Source organism: uncultured Nostoc sp., assembly GCF_964247315.1.
In the GTDB taxonomy this organism is placed as follows: Bacteria; Cyanobacteriota; Cyanobacteriia; order Cyanobacteriales; family Nostocaceae; genus Nostoc.
This window is the reverse complement of record NZ_CAXTTT010000009.1, coordinates 1-24,911: the sequence shown is the minus strand read 5'-3', so window position 1 is coordinate 24,911 and position 24,911 is coordinate 1. Positions and strand designations below refer to the sequence as shown.

The 24,911-nt window shown below is 40.3% G+C and carries 17 protein-coding genes and 2 pseudogenes; 10 read left to right on the top strand and 9 right to left on the bottom strand.

Features of this window, described 5'->3' with window-relative positions:
* Positions 1-41 precede the first annotated feature (41 nt).
* Positions 42-1,202: an NAD(P)/FAD-dependent oxidoreductase gene (locus ACFE93_RS04700; RefSeq protein WP_375472238.1), complete on the bottom strand. Its 1,161-nt coding sequence runs from the start codon at positions 1,200-1,202 to the stop codon at positions 42-44.
* Between the two features lie 91 nt (positions 1,203-1,293).
* Entirely contained in the window at positions 1,294-2,178 is an 885-nt protein-coding gene (locus ACFE93_RS04695; RefSeq protein ID WP_375472237.1) for a hypothetical protein, read from the bottom strand.
* 107 nt (positions 2,179-2,285) lie between these two features.
* Between ACFE93_RS04695 and ACFE93_RS04690 the strand changes: the two are divergent.
* The 4 genes and pseudogenes from ACFE93_RS04690 to crtO all read left to right on the top strand — a co-directional run.
* Positions 2,286-2,441: pseudogene (locus ACFE93_RS04690) on the top strand (IS4 family transposase); the annotation flags it as partial.
* 510 nt (positions 2,442-2,951) lie between these two features.
* Complete coding sequence (locus ACFE93_RS04685) at positions 2,952-4,328, top strand: cytochrome P450 (protein WP_375472236.1); 1,377 nt, start codon at positions 2,952-2,954, stop codon at positions 4,326-4,328.
* Between the two features lie 98 nt (positions 4,329-4,426).
* The gene (locus ACFE93_RS04680; protein WP_375472235.1) at positions 4,427-5,185 is read left to right on the top strand and encodes a DUF2993 domain-containing protein; all 759 of its coding nucleotides are present in this window, start codon (positions 4,427-4,429) and stop codon (positions 5,183-5,185) included.
* 104 nt (positions 5,186-5,289) lie between these two features.
* Complete coding sequence (gene crtO / locus ACFE93_RS04675; RefSeq protein ID WP_375472234.1) at positions 5,290-6,984, top strand: beta-carotene ketolase CrtO; 1,695 nt, start codon at positions 5,290-5,292, stop codon at positions 6,982-6,984.
* Between the two features lie 231 nt (positions 6,985-7,215).
* On the opposite strand, the gene ACFE93_RS04670 is transcribed toward crtO, so the two are convergent.
* A complete protein-coding gene (locus ACFE93_RS04670) occupies positions 7,216-8,952 on the bottom strand; it encodes a trypsin-like serine protease (protein WP_375472233.1) in 1,737 nt (578 codons plus the stop codon).
* Between the two features lie 641 nt (positions 8,953-9,593).
* Here ACFE93_RS04670 and ACFE93_RS04665 point away from each other — a divergent pair.
* The 4 genes from ACFE93_RS04665 (at position 9,594) to ACFE93_RS04650 (ending at position 15,314) form a co-directional block, all read left to right on the top strand.
* Positions 9,594-10,337: a tetratricopeptide repeat protein gene (locus ACFE93_RS04665; protein ID WP_375472232.1), complete on the top strand. Its 744-nt coding sequence runs from the start codon at positions 9,594-9,596 to the stop codon at positions 10,335-10,337.
* Between the two features lie 946 nt (positions 10,338-11,283).
* Entirely contained in the window at positions 11,284-12,156 is an 873-nt protein-coding gene (locus ACFE93_RS04660; protein ID WP_375472231.1) for an SDR family oxidoreductase, read from the top strand.
* A 792-nt stretch (positions 12,157-12,948) separates the two neighbouring features.
* Positions 12,949-13,500 carry a PEP-CTERM sorting domain-containing protein gene (locus ACFE93_RS04655; RefSeq protein WP_375472230.1) on the top strand — a complete coding sequence of 184 codons (552 nt, stop codon included), beginning with the start codon at positions 12,949-12,951 and terminating at the stop codon, positions 13,498-13,500.
* 227 nt (positions 13,501-13,727) lie between these two features.
* A complete protein-coding gene (locus ACFE93_RS04650; protein ID WP_375472229.1) occupies positions 13,728-15,314 on the top strand; it encodes an alkaline phosphatase D family protein in 1,587 nt (528 codons plus the stop codon).
* 120 nt (positions 15,315-15,434) lie between these two features.
* Here the strand turns inward: ACFE93_RS04650 and gcvP are convergent, their stop codons facing one another.
* The 3 genes from gcvP to gcvT form a co-directional block, all read right to left on the bottom strand.
* Entirely contained in the window at positions 15,435-18,392 is a 2,958-nt protein-coding gene (gcvP, locus tag ACFE93_RS04645) for an aminomethyl-transferring glycine dehydrogenase (protein ID WP_375472228.1), read from the bottom strand.
* Between the two features lie 188 nt (positions 18,393-18,580).
* The gene (gene gcvH / locus ACFE93_RS04640; RefSeq protein WP_069072677.1) at positions 18,581-18,970 is read right to left on the bottom strand and encodes a glycine cleavage system protein GcvH; all 390 of its coding nucleotides are present in this window, start codon (positions 18,968-18,970) and stop codon (positions 18,581-18,583) included.
* Positions 18,971-19,095: 125 nt separating this feature from the next.
* Positions 19,096-20,232, bottom strand: coding sequence for a glycine cleavage system aminomethyltransferase GcvT (gene gcvT, locus ACFE93_RS04635; RefSeq protein WP_375472227.1), 1,137 nt, complete (start codon positions 20,230-20,232; stop codon positions 19,096-19,098).
* A 192-nt stretch (positions 20,233-20,424) separates the two neighbouring features.
* Here gcvT and ACFE93_RS04630 point away from each other — a divergent pair, with 192 nt between their 5' ends.
* A complete protein-coding gene (locus tag ACFE93_RS04630; RefSeq protein ID WP_375472226.1) occupies positions 20,425-20,922 on the top strand; it encodes a pentapeptide repeat-containing protein in 498 nt (165 codons plus the stop codon).
* An 86-nt stretch (positions 20,923-21,008) separates the two neighbouring features.
* On the opposite strand, the gene ACFE93_RS04625 is transcribed toward ACFE93_RS04630, so the two are convergent.
* Entirely contained in the window at positions 21,009-22,775 is a 1,767-nt protein-coding gene (locus ACFE93_RS04625; RefSeq protein WP_375472225.1) for a tetratricopeptide repeat protein, read from the bottom strand.
* 175 nt (positions 22,776-22,950) lie between these two features.
* Between ACFE93_RS04625 and ACFE93_RS04620 the strand changes: the two genes are divergently transcribed.
* On the top strand, positions 22,951-23,133 hold the full coding sequence (locus ACFE93_RS04620; protein ID WP_375472224.1) for a hypothetical protein: 183 nt from the start codon (positions 22,951-22,953) through the stop codon (positions 23,131-23,133).
* Positions 23,134-23,340: 207 nt separating this feature from the next.
* On the opposite strand, the gene ACFE93_RS04615 is transcribed toward ACFE93_RS04620, so the two are convergent.
* Both ACFE93_RS04615 and ACFE93_RS04610 read right to left on the bottom strand, forming a co-directional pair.
* Complete coding sequence (locus ACFE93_RS04615) at positions 23,341-23,871, bottom strand: hypothetical protein (RefSeq protein ID WP_375472223.1); 531 nt, start codon at positions 23,869-23,871, stop codon at positions 23,341-23,343.
* A 573-nt stretch (positions 23,872-24,444) separates the two neighbouring features.
* Positions 24,445-24,911: pseudogene (locus tag ACFE93_RS04610) on the bottom strand (hypothetical protein); the annotation flags it as partial.

Below are 24,911 nucleotides of genomic sequence, written 5' to 3'. Positions count from 1 at the left end.
TATTGAGGAGGCATCGATTTTTAATAGGACTCAATATTGTTTCAGTTCAAGCTTTGTGCCAGACGTTTGGATTTTCCAGCTCCTTGAAAATAGAATTTATTAAACATCTCCAGGCGCGTCAAAAAAGGAAAGACAATGGGGGGTGACTCAAAACGCTGGCGGAACAAATAGTTGAACTTAAACCGGGAACCTAAGCGACTCCAAACGGCATCAGCGTATTTCTGCAAAACTTCAGCACTATAATTGCTACCACGGCATACCTCTGCTAATATCTCACCAGCAATTTTCCCAGAAATCATTGCTGTATCAATTCCATCTCCCCAAAACGGGTCAATTAATCCAGCTGCATCACCAGCTAGAATAAAGCCGTCTCCGTGCATGGTTCGCCGCACACTCGCAAGTGGCAGATACCAAGCTTGAATATCTCCAATCAGTTCGGCTTTTTCAAACCGCTTCTTTAGCAGAGGAGATTGCGTTAGTTGACGATGTAATGCTGGCAAAGAAGTATTTTTGTTTTTGTAAGTACCACCCCATATCCCAACCCCAACATTTACTGTTTCACTGTCAACGGGAAAAATCCATAAGTAACCGGGTAGACATTCTTGAAAGTAGTAAAATTCTAATTCATTGTCAGAAACAGGCAAGTTGCGATAGTAAGCCCTGGTTGCCACTGCCCCATTTTGAGGTTCAAACTTATACAAGCCTAATTTTTTGGCGACGACGGAACCGCAACCGTCTGCCCCAGCAACAATTTTTGCAGTGTATTCAAAAGATTTTCCGGTTTGGTAAGTTCCCTGTACACCGAATACTTGTCCGTCTTTTATGAGCAGATTTTCTACTTTCGCCCCCTCTCGTGTGTCAACGCAAGATTTTGCAGACTGAAACAAGATATTATCAAAAATTTTGCGTTTTGATATTAATAGTTCATGAGACTGGGAACATACTTGTAAATGCTCATGCTCGGTAAATATCTGGTATGTACCTGTCCTAGCATGAGGTTCTTGCAATAATTTATCTATTAGCTGAAATTCCTGCAAAATAGTCATGCAGTCAACCAGTATTGCATCCCCACATATTTTGTCGCGAGGGAATTGTTCTTTGTCTAAGAGTAAAACCTTTAATCCATGTTTGTGAGCAGACAGAGCCATTGTTGAGCCAGCAGGTCCGCCACCGACAATAATCAAATCGTAATTGTAGTTCATAGTTTCTTTATAAAAATTTGCTATTCTTTGTTGGGATTGCCAATAAATTGGTATAAATTAAGCAATTGCTGTTTCAGTCTTCTTGCTATTGTTAGCGAATTGGATTGCTGTTCTCAGTTTTTTGCTGTTCGGTTGTAATTAGCTCGTTGCGATCGTACCAACCATGACCAAATGCTAAATACCCTTTTGCTTCCAAAGGAATACCTGGTTGATAGATGAGTTTTATATGGTTAACCCTTCTCCAAAAGATGCTAAAGGCTCTAGAACCCAACAAGCGATCGCCAAAGCTAATATTACTGGGCCATAAATCTGGAACTGATGATTTTGCAGACAATCCAGGCCAAGCTAAAAAGGCATTTTTCTTAACTGGGGTACACAGTCCTGCTTCAACCAAATAGTCTAGAAATAGCTGCCACCGGGGTTCCTCATCGGGCTGGTTATCTAAAAAACATTCCAAACCAATTCTGGGTAGGACAGTATCGCCCACATCGAAACTCAAAAGAATGAAATCTACAAACTTAGATAGAGTCAAGACAAGGGCAGAGAATGTATTTGTCGAATCTGTCCATCCAATTTGCATCAGGTAATCTGATAATTGCTCTGGAGAAACTCCCTTGACATTCACCCTGACAGCGTTGGCTTGGCGAGATAGTATGGCTCCCAGATGGCTGATGGTTGCGCCAGTAGGTAGAGAATCAGCACAACGCCGGAGATTTGACTCAAGAAGTGGGGAAGCCCTGGAGTTTAGGAGCCTTGTTGTCATTTTAATTAAGTTTTGAACATCAATGAAAGTTTCCCGATTAAATTGCAAGAAAATGCACGGAAGGGGTACCTGCGATCGCTCTTCATCCAAATCGAATTCTAGATGAATTCGCTCTACTCCTTGATAAAGGAAAACTGTTAGCCAGAAAAACTCCTGTTCGTTCTCAAAAACCACGGTAAGTTGTGCAGGAAACTTATGGCTGGTTACTCGCACATTGGGCTGTCATATCATGTCCAGTTAAAGACTTATCATTAAGAAGGTAAGGGGCAGGGTGAGAAAGAGTTTTCAGATTTTTGCACAGATGCAAGAATCATAACTAATTAGCCGGACATGATATCAGATCATTAATTTTCCAAGCTGCAAATAGTAATTGTGTTGCACCATTAAGCCTGAGTTTCACTGGTACATTACGAGTTATTCGTCGTGCGTTGCCAAAGTTCCAACGCTTGCAACCTCAAGAACTCACTTTTTTTTAAGCTGGTTGAATCTGGAAATTCTAGACACATTGCTTCCAGAAGGAGTTCATCGAACCAACCCCAGAGTTGTAAAAAAACCTGTATCTAAGTTTCGCTCCAAAAGAGTAAAGCACCGAGGTACTAGCACACGAACTCACCCTCCTATTTTCCTAATTCTTAGCACTGTATAGCCTTAACTGAACCGTATTGGATTATACACACCAATACAATAAATTTTAATATCACCAAAAGACATAATTTTAGGGAGTGTATTCCAATATACTTCAGTAAGTTTTTTCTATAAATACCTCTACAAATTAGAAAAAATATTATTATCCTTGTAAACTTAATAGTAATGATTTGCCAGAATGGTTAATTTAGTGGTAAATTAAATCCCAAATATCCCGCCAAACTATTAAAAAGGCTTGCGATAATTACCTCTTTAAAAAGGAAGTTAAGGAGAATCAAGGTTGACCTCAAGCGTATTGGATTGTTTGCAGCTTATTAAATTATAAAGGTATAGAATAAACAGTGAAAACACTTAAGAGTCTAAGCACACCAGCGTTGCTGCAAACTCTGCAATTAATTGCTAAACCCACAAAAACTTTAGAAAATTATGCTGCCAAGTATGATGACATTTTCACAATGCGGGTAATGGGTTTAAAGTCGCCCCCGATAGTATTTTTTAGCCATCCCCAAGCAATTAGCGATTGTTTTGCCATCTCTGCACACAAGTTAGATTTTAAGAAAGCAACCCATGTATTTAAACCCTTGTTTGGAGAAAATTCTATTGTATTTAAAGAAGCGCGATCGCACCAACAACAACGGCAGCTATTACTCCCAGCATTTCATGGCGATAATTTAAAGTCTTATGGACAAACAATTTGCCAAATTACTGAAGAACTTACACAAACTTGGACATCAGGTACAGATATTTGTATACACAAATTAATGTCAAATATCACTTTAGAAGTTATCTTACAAGTGGTATTTGGGATTACTCATGGTGTGCGTTACCAACAATTAAAAGAACAATTGAGTTCTTTATTAGAAGACGTAACTAAACCTTGGTATTCCAGCTTGTTTTTCTTTCCTTTGCTGCAAAAAGATTTAGGCGCATGGAGTCCTTGGGGAATTTTCTTAAAAAGACGAGAGCAAATTGACAAACTTATCTATGCAGAAATTTCTGAAAGACGTTGCCAAAAAGATGCTGCGCATACAGATATTCTCAGTCTGCTGATGTCAGCGCATGACATAAATGGGCAACAGATGACAGATGATGAATTACGCGATCAACTAGTTTCATTATTGCTATTGGGTTACGAAACTACATCTGGGGTATTAGCCTGGATATTTTATTTAATTCACTCTCACCCAGAGGTTAAATATAGGCTAATGCAAGAACTAAATACCTTGGACAATCTCACAAATCCCGAAAAAATTACACAATTACCTTACCTCACCGCCGTCTGTCAAGAAACACTGCGAATTCATCCTATTGCTTTAATTTGCACACCGCGAATGGTAAAAGATAGAGTAGAAATTATGGGGCATAAATTTACATCAGAAACAGTTTTAGTTCCCTGTATTTATTTAGCACATCGCCGAACGGACACTTACCCAGAACCAGAAAAGTTTCGTCCAGAAAGATTCCTCAACCAAAAATTTTCACCTTACGAGTATTTACCCTTCGGTGGAGGTTATCGCGGTTGTATTGGTGCCGCATTTTCTATGTATGAACTAAAATTAGTAACAGCCATAATCTTATCGCATTTTCAACTAACCCTTACTGATAAACGTCCTGTGCATCCAGTCCGTCGTGGTATTACCATTGTCCCTAGCGGCGGTGTAAAAATGGTTGTTACCAAAAAGGCAAAAATTAAAAGAGAAACAATATCCTTTACTTGATTACTCAATTCGCCGACTATATACCGGAATGTAGATTCGCTCTTTAGTATCTAGCCTTTACAGTAAATAGTAAGAGGATATTTACGAGATACTAATCCATGCAAGACGAACATAATCTGGAAGAAAAAGTTCTATCTCAGGGCGCTGAAATGATGGTATCCCAAGGGTTAGATGAAGTAGAAAAAATAGACATAAATGTACAAACTGATTTATTAAAAATAGTTCAGGGACAGGCGGATGGAGTTTCCTTTGCAGGTGAAGGATTAGTTATACAAAAGGACATCCGCGTGCAAGAAATTAAACTACAAACAGATAGCATTGACATCAATCCGTTAACTGCTATTTTTGGTAAAATAGAACTCAATGAGTCAGTAAATGCTATAGGTCACATTGTAGTTACTGAAGTAGATATTAACCGCGCCTTGACCTCAGACTTGATTCGCACACAGATGCAAAACTTGGAGTTAAATGTAGATGGTGAAATTGCAAGTTTTGAGCCGCAAAAAATTCAGGTATTTTTACCTGGTGAAGGCAAAATAGAATGTAAAGGAAGAGTGTTGTTAAAGGAAATGGGAAATACTCGTCCTTTCGCTTACACTGCCCTCATTCGCCCACGGACTCATTCACAACCTGCGATGGTGGAGAGTTTTAACTGCACTGAGGGAGAGGGTATTTCAATAGAATTAATTACAGCATTAATGCACAAAGCCAAAGAATTGATGAATATACAATCTTTTAAATGGGAGGATATAGAGTTTTCTATTAAAGATATAAAAGTAGGAATCGGTAGTTTGACACTTATGGTAGAAGCTAATGTAAAGCAAATACCCTCATCAATAACCGAACTATCTCTTTAGTAGTATTGACAGTAGTTAAAGATGATTTTTGTAACTCAAGAGTGATGTAAATTTTTGAAAATTTTTATAGGCTTTTGAAAGCTATTTATTTCTAAATTCCAACTATGCAAGAGTATGATGTTGTCCTAATCGGTGCTGGACATAATGGGCTAGTTTGTGCAGCGTATTTGTTAAAAGCTGGTTATAGCGTTCTGTTACTAGAAAAGCGTTCTGTACCAGGTGGTGCAGCAACAACTGAAGAATGTCTACCCCAAGAAGCTCCAGGATTTAAATTTAACTTGTGTGCTATTGACCATGAATTTATTCACTTAGGGCCAGTTGTTGAAGAATTAGAACTAGAAAAATACGGCTTGCATTATCTGGAGTGCGATCCGGTTGTTTTCTGTCCTCATCCTGATGGGAAGTATTTCTTAGGACATAAGTCAGTGGAAAAGACTTGTGCAGAAATCGCCCGTTACAACGAACGTGATGCCAAAAAATACGCAGAATTTGTAAACTTTTGGCAGCGAGCGCTAGGTGCAATGATTCCCATGTTTAATGCACCGCCAAAATCAGTTATAGACATCCTTGGTAACTACGACATCACTAAAATAAAAGATTTAGTTTCAGTTATTGGTTCCCCTAACAAAACGCTGGATTTCATTCGCACGATGTTAACCAGCGCTGAAGATTTACTTAACGAGTGGTTTGATGAAGAATTTCTAAAAGCACCACTAGCCAGACTATCAGCAGAACTTGGTGCGCCACCATCGCAAAAAACCCTTGCCATTGGTGCAATCATGATGGCAATGCGTCACAATCCTGGAATGGCCAGACCTCGCGGCGGAACTGGCGCACTTGTGCAAGCTTTGGTGAATTTAGTCACAAGTAAAGGTGGCGTTATTCTCACAGATCAGCACGTTGAAAAAGTTTTAATTGATGATGGCAAAGCTGTGGGTGTGCGGGTTGCTGGTGGTAAAGAATATCGCGCTAAACATGGGGTTATTTCTAATATTGATGCCAAGCGGTTATTTTTGCAAATGACTGATAAAAGCGATGTTGATGGAGCCGACCCAAATTTATGGGAAAGATTAGAACGCCGCATCGTTAACAACAACGAAACCATCCTCAAAATAGATTTGGCTTTAGACGAACCACTGCATTTTCCACACCACGCCCACAAAGACGAATATCTTGTTGGTTCTATCTTAATTGCAGATTCCGTAACTCATGTAGAACAGGCTCATAGTAAATGTACCTTGGGAGAAATTCCTGATGCTGACCCATCAATGTATTTGGTGATGCCTAGTTATTTAGATCCCACATTAGCACCACCAGGTAAGCACACTGCATGGATTGAGTTTTTTGCCCCTTATCAAATTGCTGGTGCAGAAGGTACTGGTTTAAAAGGTACTGGTTGGACGGATGAATTGAAAAACAAAGTTGCAGATAGGGTGATTGATAAATTGGCAAATTATGCACCTAATGTCAAAGATGCAACTATCGCCCGTCGCGTAGAAAGTCCAGCCGAACTAGGAGAAAGATTAGGTGCGTACAAAGGTAATTATTACCATGTTGATATGACCCTAGATCAGATGATATTTTTCCGTCCCTTACCAGAAATAGCCAATTACAAAACACCAATTGATAATCTATTTTTGACTGGTGCAGGGACTCATCCAGGTGGTTCAATTTCAGGAATGCCAGGACGCAATTGTGCGCGGGCATTCTTGCAGGCGAAACATCCCATTAGCCAAACTTTGAAAGATGCGCGGGATTCGATTAAGTCAACTGTCGAGTCAGTGTTTGGGATTAGTTAAGCGTTGCAAAGATAGATTTAGGACTTACGCATAAGTATCATCCCAACCCCTTAAAAGCTATGTTTGTAAGGGTTAGAGAGAATCTATTTTCAGGTTTTCAATGCGTAATACCAATTTTGCATAAAGATACATGGAAAGAACTTCTGGCAACTTTCCCGTGAGTTCGGGGAGGTTGCCAGAGGTCAAAATAATGTGCAACTTTATAGAAAACTGGTATAAGTTTTGGATTATTTAGGCAATCACGAAAATATCTGTATTAGTCATGGCTAGATTTATTGCTAGTTGAGCAACTTGAATTTGACCAGATGAGCCTGTACCATCAGCATCAAAGAATAAACCTCCTGTATTATTGTTGTAGATAAAGCGATCGCTGCTATTTTGTGCTACTGAACCGATAAAAAATTGCCTGGTTTGAAGTATACCCTCACTAAGTCCACCTCCAAACCCTATTTTAGAAACATAAATTGTGTCATCTAAGGACGAAAAATCTGTAATGTTATCAATACCCTCAGAAGGGGTATTAATAGTAAAAATATCAGATCCAGTTCCTCCTGTTAGGGTATCGTTACCTAAACCTCCAACAAAAGTATCGTTACCACTTCCTCCTATAAGGATATCATTGCTATTTCCACCATTTAGATTGTTATTACTAGTATTACCAATCTCATTAATATTATCTGTACCTGTTAAAGTGAGATTTTCTTCATTGGCTGATAAAGCAGAGCTAACAGTTGATGAATTGTTTACAGGTGCCGAAGTGGGCGTACTATTAGTAACAGTGAGTAAAGTTCTAAATACCTTTTGGTTGCTACTTAGACTCTCATCAAACTCTTGGATTGAATTAGTTGGATCTAGAAATGAAATAACGTAGTAATTTCCAATTGGGATATTAGGAAACGCACCACTCCAAGCCGCTGTTCCCGAATTGAATGGATTAATCGAAGAAATAGTTGTATTCCCAATTAAGTAATGAGAACCAATATTATTAGTGACATTGGCATCAGTAGAAGCGTAAAAAGAAACCGAAAAAGTGCCTGTTGCGGCTGTACCATTGTTGCGAGGATAGACTGTGATGCTGAAATTTTCTCCATATTTGATATTGTTATTACTAAAACTTCCAAGAGTTGTGTTAAACCACACGTCAGAATCTACTAAATCAGCTTTGTCAATAGGTTTGTGAGCGGTAGTGTCTTCGTCGATCCAGTTTTGAATCTCGTTATATCGAGTGCTTGTAATTCGGGCGAACTCGTTGTAAAGCGGAGTGTTGTTGGTGGTTGTCTCATTTGAAGCTACTCCATAAATAGTCGGTTTATTTGTATTGGAATTATCAAGCCAGAGAGGGCCTCCACTATTTCCAGGTAGAATATCTAGTTCATTACTACGCAAGATTGAGTCAGTTGTACTTGTGATTTTTCCACTCTGAGTCCACATATCATAGTTGTCCCATTTTCCATCGCTGTTGGAATCAAACTTATCAGCAGGGTATCCAGTAACATTCATTAAAGTTCCACTGCTGAGATTATCGTCATATCCATAGTTAAACCAGTCAGTGAAGTTTCCAATATTGCGGTCAAGAGTAACCAATCCTATATCGTATTGAAAAGTTTCGCTTTTAGTTTGATCTCCTTGAGTCCATCCTTCAAAAGAACGTGTATAAGCAGATTTGGCTTCACTATAGTATTCATAGTCAGCCTGCTTTGTACCAGCAATAATATTTCCTTTAGAACCAAGCATCACCTCAATTTTATCTGCCCAACCCCCATATCTCGTGTCATACACACAGTGTCCTGCTGTTAAAAAATGGTAGGGGTCAATCATGGCACCAGAACCGTTGACGATAATATCATCAGCAGTATCAATAACCCCATCTGGGCCTTTCCAATGTATTCTCATCTTTCCTATAGCACTAAACGGAAAAGTTGTCGTGTTGCTAACTTTTGTCCGACCATCAGGGGAGAAAACAGACATAGTTTTAGATCCTTAATAGAAAATAATAAATATAAAAGATACAAATTTAATGCCAAAACTTATCTCATGGCATTAGCAATCCACTAGCAATATTTATGGAAAATATTTTTTAGTATTAAGTTTTTAAGTAATATTAAACCTATAGATTTCTATATATTTAATATAAATTGTTTCTACGATTTATCAATAATGTATAGTTGACTTTCAGTTTTATTTTAAGAAAAACTAAAACTAATTAATAGAGATAAAAGTTAGAAAAACTAGCGATTCTGAGATTACTTCTGTCCTCACTCCTGTGATCCTGGCTGATTTATACCGTCGGCATTGGCGGATTGAAGAAGCTTTTCATCAGGGTAAATTACTACACAAGTGCGATGTTTACGATGGGTAACAGCTACGCAATATATATAGCAACACAAATAATTATTTTTTAAGTAAAGTAGGTTCTAAGCGATTGCTTTATGTGTGTTTAATATGATAGTATCATACACGCTTTATTTTAATAAAGTTTTATGCATCTTCAACAAGACTCTTTCTGAAAAGAAATATAAGTAAATTAATGGGTAAAAATTAGTGTATTTTGATAATACTCAAAAAACTGACAAATTTTAACATCATCTAATAATTTTTGTAGGTACAGCATGGTTTTTCGGCACTGCTTCGTTGCATCTGGCTTGATAGCTTTCTTGGCATTTGGCTGTAGTGGTGGGGCAAACTCATCGGCAGAAAATACTACACAGGTTGTCCAAGAAAGCAATGTAACCCAACTTTTCGTAGAAGCGAAGGCTATGCAAAAAGCAGAAGATTTCTTTCATCAAGGTAATAATTTATTAGATAGACAAAATTATGAAGATGCCATAAAAGCTTATGATAAAGCGATCGCCATCAAAGTTGAGAATCCTGAAGCTTGGATTAACCGTGGCATCGCCTTAACATCGTTGCAACGCTACCAAGACGCTCTTGCATCATATAATAGAGCGATCGCGATCAAACCCGACAAATATGAAGCTTGGTACAATCGTGGCATCGCCCTAACATCGTTGCAACGCTACCAAGACGCTCTTGCATCTTATAATAGAGCGATCGCGATCAAACCCGACAAATATGAAGCCTTAATTAACCGAGGCATTGCTCTGACAAAGCTGCACCGCTACAAAGATGCGATTGCATCTTATGATAGAGCGATCGCCATCAAGCAAGATTTACACCAAGCATATTACAACAAAGCTTGCTCTTATGCTTTACAGAGCAATGTAGAATTAGCAATTGAGAACTTAGATAAAGCAATCAAGCTTGTTCCTGATAAATACAAGAAATTAGCAAAAACTGACCCAGACTTTGGCAAAGTGCGTAGTCAAAAGCAGTTTCAAGAATTACTTCAATAGCATTTTTTAACTACCACTCAGTGTAGAATATAAACTTGCTGTATAGCAATCCTAAATGATTCGTCAAAATCTCCGGTTCCTCTCTCTGCACGATGGACACTTTCCTCAAGTCGAGCCTAGCCGCTTGCGTATTTTTCCCCCGTTGTGCGGACTGATCTGGCGTAGTAAACCCGCCCACGGAAGTCTATTCCTCTGCGGTTAATTGATTTTTATAAATGATTTAGGACTGTTATACAATACCTTCGCCAAAAAAAGAGTGTGAATAGATAGGCCCGATGTAGTAGAGTTTTGTAAGATAAAATTCGACTAATTACTTTGACCCTATTCCTTAATAAACTGTTATTAGTTTGACATATCTGTTAAAGATAAATGAAGTTTTGAAGAAGATTCGGTAAAGCCAATTAAAACTTTTGAAGTTTTGGTAGAGTAAGTGAGTCATAAATATCGTAAGTATTACGCCTGTAAGCAGTAATGGAAGTGTTTGAAAAGTCCTTTTGTCAGTAGCAAAATTGTTCTATAGGACTCATATCTGATTTCTGAACAAGATTTCAGATAAAACCCTGATAAAACCAGGGCAAACGCATCTAAAGTATAAGAATCCTTTAATAGCAAGGGTTTCGGCGTTTTTAAATTTAGCCTATTTTTTCGTCAATATCCTTGTTCAGCAAGGGTTTCAGAAATACCGTGCGTTCGCCCTGCTGATAAAACGGGCTTTTCAGTCTCAGTATGTTTTCAGAAATCAAATCGGAGTCCTCGGCATACCTTACAGATAATGATCAAAATCCTTCCTCAAAAACCTGAGCCTATTTTATTGACCAAGATTTTCCACAAACTCACTCACCTCTTTAGGTTGTATTCACTCAGCTAAACCCTATTCCCAAGCCTCGTAAATTGGCTAAGGTATTGTTATAGCAAGCATTTTTTCTTGAGCGCTTTACGATTAAATATGAAAAAATTGTTAATCACCGGAGCCAGCGGTTTTTTAGGATGGCATCTTTGCCAGCTTGCAAAACAAGAATGGGAGATTTATGGCACTTATTTATCCCATCTTTTAGAGATTCCTGGTATGAAAATATTAAAAGCGAACCTAACAAACTTTCAGGAATTGAAACGCATTTTTAATGATGTCAAACCAGAAGCAGTTATTCATACTGCTGCACATTCGCAACCAAATTTTTGTCAAAACCACCCCGAAGAATCGCACGCAATTAATGTTATAGCATCCTGCAATATTGCCGGACTTTGTGCTGATAATTCAATTCCTTTTGCTTTTACCTCAACTGACTTGGTTTTTGATGGCTTAAATGCTCCATATCGAGAAACAGATGCCGTGTGTCCTGTCAATCTTTACGGTGAGCAAAAAGCGATCGCAGAAACAGATATGCTAGAAAGATATCCCATGACCGCAGTGTGTCGAATGCCGTTGATGTTTGGTGCAGCAACACCCACAGCTAAAAGCTTTATTCAGCCATTTATTCAAACTTTACAAGCCGAAAAAGAATTAAGTTTATTTATAGATGAATTTCGCACACCAGTAAGTGGAACAACCGCTGCCAAAGGACTTTTATTAGCATTAGAAAAAGTTAATGGCATCATTCACTTAGGTGGCCAAGAGCGGATTTCTCGTTATGATTTTGGACAGATATTAGTAGAAGTATTTCAATTTCCCGCCACCGGACTCAAATCCTGCCGACAACAAGATGTAAAAATGGCAGCACCTAGACCAGCAGATGTTTCTTTGGATAGTTCCAAAGCTTTTGCATTGGGGTATCAGCCTTTATCTCTAAGAGAAGAATTAGAGGCAATACAATTCAGTTAAGGCTAAGTTTTAGTAGTGCTGAGTACCTCGGCTTAGAGTGCTGAGTATAACCCCATAGTTAAAACTAGGGGATTGAAACAAGGACGTATTTTTTCTCAGCATGAGTGTCTCAAAAAAAATATTTTTATTTTTTTCATAAATAAATTTAGTTGCTCTCAGACCCTATATGCTGAGTGCAATTAATTTTACTTTTTACTCAGCACTGTTTTGGTGAAAACTAAAAATGCAAATAGGCTATTTTGGGATGCGATTACCTCCGGTACACGTAGCGATCGCAACAACAAAACCTGTTTATTGATAATTTAGTGATGTAATTGATAATTTAACCCTGATCTTACAAAATCACGTTGCTCCCTTCTTTGACAGCCAAACGATGGTTTACTCTAACTTCTCCTCCCTCTCATAATGATTGTCATTGCGATAAAAGTGAACATTTAATTTCCTGAAAGTCATATCTGATTGCAGTCTTGCTGAATTCCACTCTTATTCAGGCCGAGCAATATTTAGATGCGTTTGTCCTGCGCTTATCGGCTAACTTTTTCATTGGCAAACTTAAATTAAATTTTATTTTTACCTTTGATTAAAGTCCGCTTAAACTTGTAATTCTAAAATCGAGTGTCTCAAAATAATTGGAGATTTGTCTCTTTGTCAAGAAAAAGAAACAAATCATTGATTTCATCACTGTTCTAACCAGTTATGAATATCCATTTGGAAAATAAGGAAGTTAGGAACAAGTTATTTTTATAGCTTGTAGTGCATTGCTTAGAGAAGTTTATGGTGAGGAAAACAGAGATGAAATTGGTTCCAAAACTATTGATTGCTGCTGCTACTCTTACTTTAGGTTTTGCTACCGTAGATGCAAAATCTGCATCTGCTGCAATTCTGAATTACGCTTTCACAGTTGATAGCCCAGTAACTAAGGGAAATGGCTTTTTTAGCTTTGATGACTCAACTTTCAGCAATGACTATAATCCCGAAGCTGCCATTAAGTCACTTTCTTTTAAATTTGATGGTGACTCTACCGTTTACACGCAAAAAGATGATGCCAACTACCCAGATTTTCCTCTGATATTTTCAAGCACATCTTTAACAGGAAAACAATATTTTGCGTTAGATTATCAGTTCAATGATAAAGCTAATCCTTCCAGTTCTAGAAGTTATGAAATTATTGGTGAGGATTTTACAATTTACTCTAAAACTTCTCCAGATGCTGAACTTATATCAGGTACAGTTTCTTATAGACAAGTACCTGAACCTACACCTTTAGTTGGCGCTCTTTTTACTTGTAGCCTTGGCTGGATGATGAAGAGAAAGGTAGCATCAATGAAAAAGGTTAAAATCTAACCTTGGTTAAGTTGATATTAACGCTTTCTTTGCCCAGGATTAATCTCTTATTAGTAGGATTTTCTGTAGGAAAACAATATCTAACACATTGATAGCAGAATCAAAAATTGGAAATTAAAATCTGATTTTGCTAAGGGAATTAGTTACGAAGTTTTCCTAAGATTACCCTGCCTTCTTTGTGTTAGCTGTTGCTGTACTTTAACTTACCTGTTAGCCAGGAGTAGAGAATGGTAAATTACCGGAATTTTGAGCAGTTCCTGCACAGTCGAATCAAACGACGCAACTTAATTATGGGGGCAGGAGCATTGTCTGGTTTGGCGATCGCTAACCAATTTTCTCCTCAAAGAGCGATCGCCACAAGCAGATTTTCCAATTATCCTTTCACTTTGGGTGTAGCGTCGGGCGATCCCTATCCTACCAGCGTAGTGATTTGGACTCGTCTCGCTCCTGAACCCTTAAACGGAGGTGGAATGCCACCTGCTAATGTGCCAATTCGCTGGGAAGTAGCAACCGATCCTGATATGAGGCGTATTGTCTCCAGAGGTACGGTACTTGCAACTCCACAACTAGCTCACTCTGTTCGAGTTGTGGTAGAAGGACTGCAATCTGATACTTGGTACTGGTATCGGTTTCTTGTCGGCCAAGACGCTAGCCCCATTGGTCGCACTCGTACAGCTCCTTTAGCAGGTGGCTACTTAAATAAATTAAACTTTGCCCTTGTCTCCTGTCAGCACTATGAGCAGGGATACTATACTGCCTACAAATATATTGCCCAAGATGATCTCAGCTTAGTAGTGCATGTTGGAGACTACATCTATGAAGGAGGAATATCAAACAATCGCCCCAGAAAGCACAACAGTGCCGAAATTCTCACCTTGGAAGATTACCGCAACCGTCACGCCCTCTATAAAACCGATACCAATCTGCAAGCAGCTCATGCAGCCTTTCCCTGGATTGTCACGTGGGATGACCACGAAGTAGAAAACAACTACGCCAACGACATTTCGGAAGTTGATACTGAACCAGATCAAAATCGGGCAATCTTCCTTCAACGAAGGGCTGCTGCCTATCAGGCTTACTACGAACACATGCCACTGCGCCCCTTCTCGCGTCCCGTTGGCCCCGATATGCAACTTTTCCGTCGGCTCTCCTTTGGTAACTTAGCCACCTTCCATGTCCTAGATACCCGCCAATATCGCACCGATCAGCCCTGTGGTGATGGCACTAACGAACGTCCTTGTGGAGAAGATCCGAATGCAACGATTACTGGTAAGCGTCAGGAAAATTGGCTATATGATGGTTTAGATAGCTCACAGGCTAAGTGGAACGTTTTAGCCCAGCAAGTTGTAGTTGCTCAGATAGATACAAAACCAGGGGAAGGCGAAACTTACAGCATGGATAAGTGGGATGGTTATGTGGCTTCCCGCGATCGCCTGATGCGTTTTTTAGAACAGCGCAAGCCATCTAATCCAGTAGTCTTGTCAGGCGATATCCATTCCAACTGGGCAATGAATTTAAAGGCTGACTTTAATAACCCAAAATCTGCTGCGGTCGGGAGTGAATTCGTCTGTACCTCAATAACTTCCGGTGGAGATGGGGCAGATACCAGCCCAAATGTTGAAGCTTACTTACCCGATAATCCACACATTAAATTCTTTAACGGTCAACGGGGGTATGTTCGTTGTGCGCTGACTCCCACAACCTGCAAGACAGATTATCTAGTTTTATCAAACGTCACAACCCCGAATGGCACGCTTAGTAAGCGGGCTTCATTTGTAGTTGAAGATGGTCGTCCAGAAATACAACAAGCCTAATCGTTTAATTCCCAGGTATCACAACCAGACAATCACAGATAGAAATAGTTAAATCATCAGTGTTTATCGAAGGCGGGAGTTAGAAGTTTTAATTTCTAACTCCTAACTCTTCACTTCAGTTTAATAAGCATCCATTGGCAGACAAGAACAAACAAAATTCCGATCGCCAAAAGCTGAGTCAATGCGACCAACAGCAGGCCAGAATTTATACTCACGAGTCCAAGGTGCAGGATAGGCAGCTTGTTCGCGAGAATAAGGATGTTGCCATTCTCCAGCGATGAGACTTTCGGCGGTGTGGGGTGCGTTCTTCAAAACATTATCTTGGGCATCCACCTTGCCAACTTCTATTTCGGCAATCTCTTGGCGAATAGAAATCAACGCATCACAGAAACGATCCAACTCTTGTTTAGATTCACTTTCTGTAGGTTCCACCATGATTGTACCCCCTACAGGCCAGGAGACAGTCGGCGCATGGAAACCATAATCTATGAGACGCTTGGCTACATCATCAATTTCGATCGCAGCTGATTTTTTGAGCGATCGCAAATCTAAAATACATTCATGGGCAACTAGACCATTTTTCCCCTGATACAGAACCGGATAGTACGATTCCAGTTTCTTGGCGATGTAGTTAGCGTTGAGAATTGCCACCTTAGTTGCTTGGGTTAAACCTGCTGTACCCATCATGGCAATGTACATCCAAGAAATCACCAAGATACTAGCACTACCCCAAGGTGCAGCTGCCACAGCACCAATATTAGAGTGCTGAGTGCTGTTAGCGGTAGCGGGGCGTTTAGCCCGTGCTGAGTGCTGAGTTGAGTTGTCAATAGTCACAACAGGATGTCCGGGCAGAAAAGGCACGAGATGAGATGCAACGCCAATAGGCCCCATACCAGGGCCACCACCACCATGCGGAATACAGAAGGTTTTGTGCAAATTTAAATGGCAGACATCCGCGCCAATATCTCCAGGACGGCAAATTCCCACTTGGGCGTTCATATTTGCCCCATCCATGTAAACTTGTCCGCCGTGACTATGGACAACAGCGCAGATTTCCTGAATCGGTTCCTCAAAGACACCGTGAGTTGAAGGATATGTCACCATCAAGGCGGCGAGTTCATTGCTGTGTTTTTCTGCCTTAGCCTTCAGGTCATCAACGTCAATATTACCTTGTGAGTCACAGGCGACTGCCACCACCTTCATGCCGCACATTACTGCACTCGCAGGGTTTGTCCCGTGTGCAGAGGTGGGAATCAAACAAACATTTCGGTGTCCTTCGCCACGATTTTCGTGATATTGACGAATTACTAAAAGTCCAGCATATTCGCCCTGAGAACCAGCATTTGGTTGCAGAGAAATTCCCGCAAACCCAGTAATTTCAGCTAACCATGTCTCAAGTTGCTTAAACAGGATTTGATAACCTTGAGTTTGGGATGCAGGGGCAAATGGATGAATCTTGCCAAATTCCTCCCAACTTACCGGAATCATCTCAGCTGTTGCATTCAACTTCATTGTGCAAGAACCCAAAGGAATCATCGATGTTGTTAGCGACAAGTCCTTGCTTTCTAGCCTGTGCAGATAGCGCAACAACTCAGTTTCTGAGTGATAGCGGTTAAAAACTGGGTGGGTGAGATATGTACTTGTACGCGAGAGAGGAAGATGAGAGCATGAGTCAGAAGTTAATTCTTCTAAAGTGAAGGGTAAATCATCTGTACCAGCGAAAATCTGCCAGAGGTCGATTAAGTCTTCTGGTGTAGTTGTTTCATCCAACGAAATACCAACAGTAGTGGCATCAAAAACCCGTAGGTTAATTTGAAGTTGTTCGCTAACTGTCAGAATATCTTTTAAATTGCGTCTTCCCAGTTCTACTCGCAGCGTATCAAAGAAATCTTTGGAACTGATGCTGTAACCCAAACGCTTCAGTCCTTCAGCCAATAACACCGTCAAAGAATGGATATTTTCGGCAATTTGCTTCAGTCCAGCAGGGCCATGATATACGGCGTACATACTCGCCATCACCGCCAGCAATACCTGTGCAGTACAGATATTACTAGTAGCTTTTTCGCGGCGGATGTGTTGTTCGCGGGTTTGCAAGGCGAGACGCAATGCAGGCTTACCTTGAGCATCTTTTGATACACCCACAATTCGCCCCGGAACCAGCCGTTTATACTCTTCCTTCGTCGCAAAGTATGCCGCATGAGGCCCCCCAAACCCCAAAGGAATACCGAATCGCTGAGTGCTTCCTACAGCAATATCAGCGCCAAATTCCCCAGGAGGGGTCAGTAAAGTTAGACTTAAAGGATCTGCTGCTACCGTCACCAATGCACCCTTAGCATGGGCTTTTTCTATAAAAGCGCGGTAGTCGTAAATAGTGCCATCACTTGCAGGGTATTGCAGAACAGCCCCAAAAATTGGTTGATCAAAATCAAATGTTTGATGATCGCCAACAATAATCTTAATCCCTAATGGTTGAGCGCGTGTTTGCAACACGTCGATAGTTTGAGGATGGCAGTCACTAGAGACAAAGTAGGCATCTGCGTGATTTTTACAAACACCATAGCTTAGACTCATCGCTTCAGCGGCGGCTGTGGCTTCATCAAGTAACGAAGCATTGGCAATTTCTAAACCTGTGAGGTCAATAATCAGAGTTTGAAAATTTAGCAGCGCTTCTAATCGCCCTTGGGCAATTTCTGGCTGATAAGGAGTGTAGGCAGTATACCAACCGGGGTTTTCTAGAATATTACGCCCAATCACAGGTGGGGTAATACTGTCGTAATAGCCCATACCAATGTATGAACGGAAAACCTGATTTTTGGCAGCAACTTTTTTTAACGATGCCAGTGCTGCATACTCACTTTCTGCTTCTGGTAACTTTAGCGGTTGCTTCAGCCGAATTGCCTGTGGAACTGTTTGGTCGATTAGAGCATCCAGACTGGGAAACCCCAATACCTTAAGCATTTGCTGGATGTCATCGGAGTTAGGGCCAATGTGTCTTGGCACAAAACTACTTAACTTTTGACTTTTTTCGTCCAGCACTTGCTGCTCATTAGACTTGAGAATAGGGGCGTTTAATACCACAAATTACTCTCCAGATGGTACTATTTCATATTTTGCAATAAATACTCTTAAACTGGGGGCTGGGGACTGGGGATTCGGAAGATATTGGATAGGTGAATAAGAGTAATTGTTAATTACCTCCTCCACTCACCTACTTCCTTACTCTTCCACGCCCCCACTCAGCACTCAGTACTCAGCACTCAGCACTCCTACTCCCCTTCTACTTGGGCGCGATACTCATCTGCTGTCAAGGCATCCTCAACTTCGCCAGGGTCATTGACGCGCACTTTCAAAAACCACCCTTCCCCATAGGGGTCTTCTGACACTTCTTCGGGAGAATTAATTAAAGCTTCGTTGCGTTCTATAACAGTGCCTGTTACTGGTGAATTCAGTTCTTCAACGGCTTTCACTGATTCAATTGTGCCAAAGTTTTCTCCTCTGGTAAGAGCATCGCCAATTTCTGGCAGTTCCAAAAAGACGATATCACCCAATTCATGTACGGCAAACTCAGTAATGCCAATGGTGGCAATTTCACCATCGATTCGCACGTATTCATGAGAATCCAGGTATCTGAAATCTTGAGGATATTCAAAAGACATATCACTTCCTCTCCCTTATCAAAAAAATTATTTCCCTAACAGTCATCCAAGTCATATCTGGTAATGAACCTTAGTGTAAATTGAATAACTCACAACACATTATTCCTCAAAAACCTCGGCGCTTATCAGTTGATAACACGATTTTTTGACCGATAAAAGGGACGTTTAACTACAACTGCTGGATAAGCTTTACCACGAATTTCGACTTCTAGCTGCTGACCGACAGTTGCTAGCTGGGTGGAAATGTAAGCTAAGGCAATGGGATAACCAAGTGTAGGTGACAAAGTACCACTAGTAACTTCTCCCACAACTTTACCTGCGGATAACACTTGATAGCCGTGACGGGCTATGTTGCGTCCTTGGGTTTGCAAACCTACCAATCGGCGCTGCACTCCAGTGGCTTTTTGTTGTGCTAAAACTTCCCGACCAATAAAATCGCCTTTAGTATCTAAATGAACTAGCCACCCCAAACCTGCTTCTAAGGGTGTGGTGATGTCATCGATATCTTGTCCGTAAAGTGCCATTGCTGCTTCTAGCCGCAGAGTGTCTCTCGCACCGAGTCCACAGGGGATAACACCATTTTTATGGAGAGTTTGCCACAATTCTACTCCCACATTTGGGTCTACCATCACCTCAAAACCATCTTCTCCGGTGTAACCTGTGCGGGCCAAAAAGGCAGGTTTACCTAGTAGGGTTGCTTCTAAATGTCCGAAGGCTTTAATTGGTTGTAAGTCTTCTTGCACTAATGGCTGGAGATATTTAATCGCTTTTGGCCCTTGCACGGCAATTAAGACTTTATCTGGTGAAAGGTCTTGGAATTGTAATTTATCTAGGTCAAGGTGTTGCAATAGCCATGCTTTATCTTTACCAGAAGTTGCTGCATTGACTATGATAAATGCCTTTTGTATACCAGTGGTGTCTTCACCTTGATAATAAACAATGATGTCGTCAATAATTCCGGCTTGGGGATTTAACAATACGGTGTATTGTGCTTGGCCAGGTTGCAAACGACTCAAGTCGGAAGGCACTAGTGGCTGGAGTTGGGAAATCAGGTTTTTACCTTGGAAAGTAAATTTGCCCATGTGGGAAATATCGAACATTCCGGCTGTATTTCTTACAGCCTCGTGTTCGCGGCTAATTCCACTAAATTGCACGGGCATTTCCCAGCCGCCAAAGCTGGTAAGGCGTGCTTTGAGTTCTACACCCAGTTGATATAAATGGGTTCGCGCCAGAGATTGGGCGTTGTCTTCTTGATTAGCCACAGGTAATTATTGCGATCGCACCTCAACATCTATCATCCTACGAGAGATTAGGGAAGAGGTGACAAAGGACAGGTGATAGGGAATAATCTCTACTCTGTAACCTGCACTCTATTCCCTTCTTCACTCCCTTGTCCCCTTCTGTAAGGTTTAATAGTTAATGGTGAAAGTGTTGAGATTTATTAAGAAGAGATTATGAAATATTGGCAACTCTTAACTAGCTTTGTCTTAGCGATGGTTCTTTTTTTGTTTCCCCTATCGGCGCAAGCTGCAAGTTCTTCCAGTATTAGCCGTTCTGTGGGTAATGATGAACTTAAGAGCAAGGATTACTCTGGTCAAAGCTTAATTGGTACTGAGTTTACCAATCTCAAATTAGAAAATGCTAATTTTAGCAATGCTGACTTACGTGGTGGCGTATTTAACAGTAGCGTATTGGAGGGAGTAAATCTGCATGGTGCTGATTTTAGTGAAGGCATAGCCTATCTAACAAGGTTTAAGGATGCTGATTTAAGTGATGCTGTGTTGACTGATGCAATGATGTTGCGTTCTACTTTTGATGGCGTGGATATCACAGGTACTGATTTTACAAATGCAATTTTAGATGGAATACAAGTGAAAAAGCTTTGTGTTAAGGCAAGTGGTGTGAATTCTAAAACTGGTGTGGAGACTCGCAAATCTTTAGGATGTAAGTAAATCATAACCCCTTCTTCGCTAGTGGAGAAGGGGATATTTTTTTAACGAATTACGAATTACGAATTACGAATTACGCACAGCGATCGCTAATGATATGCTTCTCTTAAAAAGCTGGCATAATTTGCCCGAACCGTCATAGTTGTCGGATGACTTATACCTAAACTCCGTTCACAAATTTTCAAAGCTTTCTCAAATAAGGGTTTGGCTTTCCTGTAGCGTTTTGTATAACGGTAAAGTGCTGCTAGATTGTTCAGGCTAATGGCGACATCGGGATGGTTATTTCCCAGCAGGCGTTTACTGAGTTCTAAAGCTTGTTGATACAAAGGTTCGGCTTGCTTGTAACTTCCTGTAGATTCGTAAAGTTGTGCTAAATTGTTCAGGCTGGTGGCAACATCGGGATGGTTATCTCCCAGCAGGCATTTTCTCAGTTTTAATGCTTGCTTGAGTAAGGGTTCAGCTTCATTGTAGCGTTTTGTATAACAGTACAATGCTCCTAAATTATTCAGACTCGTGGCAACATGGGGATGTTCTTCTCCCACTAGGCGTTTCCACAGTTCTAAAGCTTGCTGATACAAAGGTTCGGCTTCGCTATAGCGTCCTGTAGATTCGTAGATTAATCCTAAATAGCTCAGGCTAGTGGCGACATCGGTATGTTCTTCTCCTAGCAGGCGCTTTCTCAGTGCTAAAGTTTGCTCAAGCAAGGGTTCGGCTTCGCTGTAGCGTCCTGTAGATTCGTAGAGTAATGCTAAATTGTTCAGACTAGTGGCAACATCGCTATGTTCTAAACCAAGACGATTTTGAGTTAGTTCTACACACCGTTGCAACCAAGATTCTGCTTGCTGATAAAGTCCTTGAGCTTGATAAAACCAGGCTAATTTGGTAAATAGAGTGATTAGATTTTCATCGCCCAGATATTCAGATAGGTGGGTTGCAACTTCTGTAATATGCGGGATATGTGGAGTGATGTTGAGAATGTCTTCAGGGTTAAGCTGTTGCGGAATTAGCTTTGCTACCTCTAACATCATGGCTGCAAATTTAGTTTTTGCTTCATCCGCTTCACTTGACTTATCCAACTTCATTCGCAAAAGTTGCCGAATCTGTGGATTTAGACGATAAATTTCTTTACTTTTCTGTTGTAGCAAATGCAACTTTAGTAAATCGGCTATGGCTTTCTCGTTGAGTTCTTGTTTTTTGTCATCTTCTATTGTCTCAATAGATAGGGGAATGTCAGCTAAAGCACACAAACTTAGCAAACAGCCAAAGCTTTGGGCATTTTCATCCAACTCTTCCCAACTCAATTCAAAAACTTCAGCTACACCGTATTCATCAAGCATCAATGAGTTAGCATTGACTACTGGTTCATGTTCCACTCGTTTCTTCTCTAGCCGCTTCAGCAGTGTTTCCAGAGACAAATCTGGTATTTTATTTAGATATCGTCCCACTAACTCTAACGCTAAAGGTAAATATCCCAAAAATTTACAAATTCTTCTGGCAACCCTAGCTTCTTGTTGCAGTCGTTCCCGAACCACTAGCGATTTTAATAATTTCATCGCCGCTAATGGTTTGAGGACATCCAATTCGCTATTATATTTTGCGCTCAGATAAGCTTGTAACTTTTCTAGTTTGTCTCGATTGTTGAAAGTCGCTAACTCAGGATTATTCTGGGCAAACTTGTCATATACCTCACCCACCCACTTTGTGAAAGCAGCAATATCAACGTTTAATTCCCTGGCAAGTTTAGCTTTACTTTTACCTAAGTTTTCTGTCTGAAAATATTTTACAAAAGCTGCCGTTTGCTCTAGAGGTAAGCCATTCGTAGCAGCTTCTTTGGCTATAAAATTAGCCCATTGCATAAACAGCTTGTGAAGTTTATTTTTATTCTAGCTTTGTCTCATGGAAAAATCTTCTCTGTTTGAGGTAAAAATACCATTTGTATATAAATATTAAAAAACAGTGCCTGCCGTTAGGTATCGCTATTTGAGCCTTTGAAGTTCAAGTTTTGAGTTTTGTACTCAAAATGGATATGCGATGTCTACGATGGGCTACGCCTACGCTCTATTTTTCACTTTAGATATGACGGGACATAAGTATCGAACCGCATTCGCGTTAGCGTCTCCCCTTCTCCCAAAGGGAGAGGCTAGCGCCAAGGGAGAAGGACGCAAAGGGCACGAAGGAAGAAGAAGAGAGAAAGCGATCGCTGCTAAAATTTGAACTACAACTGTTGTGTGGCATCAATTTGGTGCGTACAAGATAAATATGCTCTGGAGTTGCACCAGAGCAGTGTTAAAAAGAAGCATTACTTAGATAGATAACAGACTTGGGATCTGTTCTTGGATTTTTCACAAATAGGAAATCTTAGTCAAGGGATAATTGATAATTTGTTTTCCTAAAGAATTAATTTCAGAAATTAGACCGTATCTAGCGGTATCTAGCGGTTCCGGTGAGTACTATAATTTGATATGACTGTAATTGTCCAAACAAGGGAGTACGAATAACTCCTGATGTTCTTTCAGTAGTTAAAATGGCTTCGGTTTGAACAGGAGTTTCTCGAGTCCCAATAGGTAGGTTGATACTTGGTATGAGTAAGCTCAGTTTAACTATCTTTCCTCCCAAATCAGGGTTTGGTGGTCTGCTAATAATTATCGTCAGTAGTGTACCGATATCAGTAGCTAATGTCTGAATTTGATCGCCACTGAAATGCTCAGAATTATTTTTAGTTTTGTAATCAAGTTGTGGAACTCCATTGACCATTGAATACTTGATAGAAGTACCTTTACCCTCAAGTTCAAATTCATTTGGTCGTTGTACAACAATTGCTTGTGCTGGCTTTATAGATTTGGTCATCAAAAAAGATAACAGTGATGTCGTGGTTAAACCAGTCACAAAAGTGAGAGCAGTTTTGAGGATTTGACGACGGGGAAAATTTGGGGATATGTTTTTAAGGTTCATAATCGCTAATCTAAACCATTGATAAAGATATATTTCTCTTTCTAGAAAGAAATTAAAATTGCGCTATTTGATAACAGAGCGCGACGATCGGAAATACTGCTGTTACTAGTGCCATAAGCACCCTAATATGATTCTAGATTATTTAGTTAGCAAGGTAGCTAAACTATAGGCTTACACCATAGGTACTACCCAACTCGATTCTCGCTAGCACATCGTTGAGCGACACATTGAACACGATTTTGAATGTACTGGGAATGTAAATAATTGTATATAGGAATGTTGATCGTAATCGAGTGCGATGCCTGCGGTTCTTGCTAGCCTACGCATGAAGGCTGATACTCACTCTCTATTGCATTCGTGAGAGGTTAAAGTAATTGCACATTTGTCAAAAGGATACAGCGACTGGTGGGGTTGCTTTTGACTTTTGACTTTTGACTTCCCCGTACCCCTGCGGGGAAGCAAGCTACGTGCAGCGTCCTGTAGAGAAGGGGCGTGACTACTCCTAAATCTTGATTTTCATTTAAAGTTGATGTGACAAAGTACTAAGATGAGAACTTCCCATGAAAAATCAGGTTAATTCTCACAACTTAGACCTATGATTAAGCAATTATCTAAAAAATCTTGCCAGTAATCTTCTGTGTACTGTTCTATTGCTTGCTTTGGAATTTCTATAGTATGCCATGAAAACTTCTTAAACCCAGCTTCTGTTACAGCCCATTCATAAATAGATTGACTCAATCCAAAGTATTTAAGAATAAATGGTGGATTTGTGTGAAGTTCAGCTTCCGAATAAAAGCCTTCTGATAGAGGTTCTTGTTTGAGTACGGTAAGTCCATACTTTGTCGTATTTGATTTCTTCCAAGAGAAACTCGGATTAATCGTCATGGCAACAAAACGCCCGTTTGACGCTAGATTCCTGCGGATATTACAAAGCATCTGTAGTAGATGCTCTTTGTTTTTTGCATAATTAAGAAGATAAACCGCAGTAACTATAGCGGTTCTCAGTTGGGTGAAATATAGTAACAGCAGTGGGTAAACCA

What these genes read in the sequence shown, in the direction of transcription:
- ACFE93_RS04700 (WP_375472238.1), bottom strand. Translation starts at nt 1,202, where the DNA reads ATGAACTACAATTACGATTTGATTATTGTCGGTGGCGGACCTGCTGGC.
- ACFE93_RS04680 (WP_375472235.1), top strand. Translation starts at nt 4,427, where the DNA reads ATGCAAGACGAACATAATCTGGAAGAAAAAGTTCTATCTCAGGGCGCT.
- crtO (WP_375472234.1), top strand. Translation starts at nt 5,290, where the DNA reads ATGCAAGAGTATGATGTTGTCCTAATCGGTGCTGGACATAATGGGCTA.
- ACFE93_RS04670 (WP_375472233.1), bottom strand. Translation starts at nt 8,952, where the DNA reads ATGTCTGTTTTCTCCCCTGATGGTCGGACAAAAGTTAGCAACACGACA.
- ACFE93_RS04665 (WP_375472232.1), top strand. Translation starts at nt 9,594, where the DNA reads ATGGTTTTTCGGCACTGCTTCGTTGCATCTGGCTTGATAGCTTTCTTG.
- ACFE93_RS04660 (WP_375472231.1), top strand. Translation starts at nt 11,284, where the DNA reads ATGAAAAAATTGTTAATCACCGGAGCCAGCGGTTTTTTAGGATGGCAT.
- ACFE93_RS04655 (WP_375472230.1), top strand. Translation starts at nt 12,949, where the DNA reads ATGAAATTGGTTCCAAAACTATTGATTGCTGCTGCTACTCTTACTTTA.
- ACFE93_RS04650 (WP_375472229.1), top strand. Translation starts at nt 13,728, where the DNA reads ATGGTAAATTACCGGAATTTTGAGCAGTTCCTGCACAGTCGAATCAAA.
- gcvH (WP_069072677.1), bottom strand. Translation starts at nt 18,970, where the DNA reads ATGTCTTTTGAATATCCTCAAGATTTCAGATACCTGGATTCTCATGAA.
- ACFE93_RS04630 (WP_375472226.1), top strand. Translation starts at nt 20,425, where the DNA reads ATGAAATATTGGCAACTCTTAACTAGCTTTGTCTTAGCGATGGTTCTT.
- ACFE93_RS04625 (WP_375472225.1), bottom strand. Translation starts at nt 22,775, where the DNA reads ATGCAATGGGCTAATTTTATAGCCAAAGAAGCTGCTACGAATGGCTTA.
- ACFE93_RS04620 (WP_375472224.1), top strand. Translation starts at nt 22,951, where the DNA reads ATGTCTACGATGGGCTACGCCTACGCTCTATTTTTCACTTTAGATATG.
- ACFE93_RS04615 (WP_375472223.1), bottom strand. Translation starts at nt 23,871, where the DNA reads ATGAACCTTAAAAACATATCCCCAAATTTTCCCCGTCGTCAAATCCTC.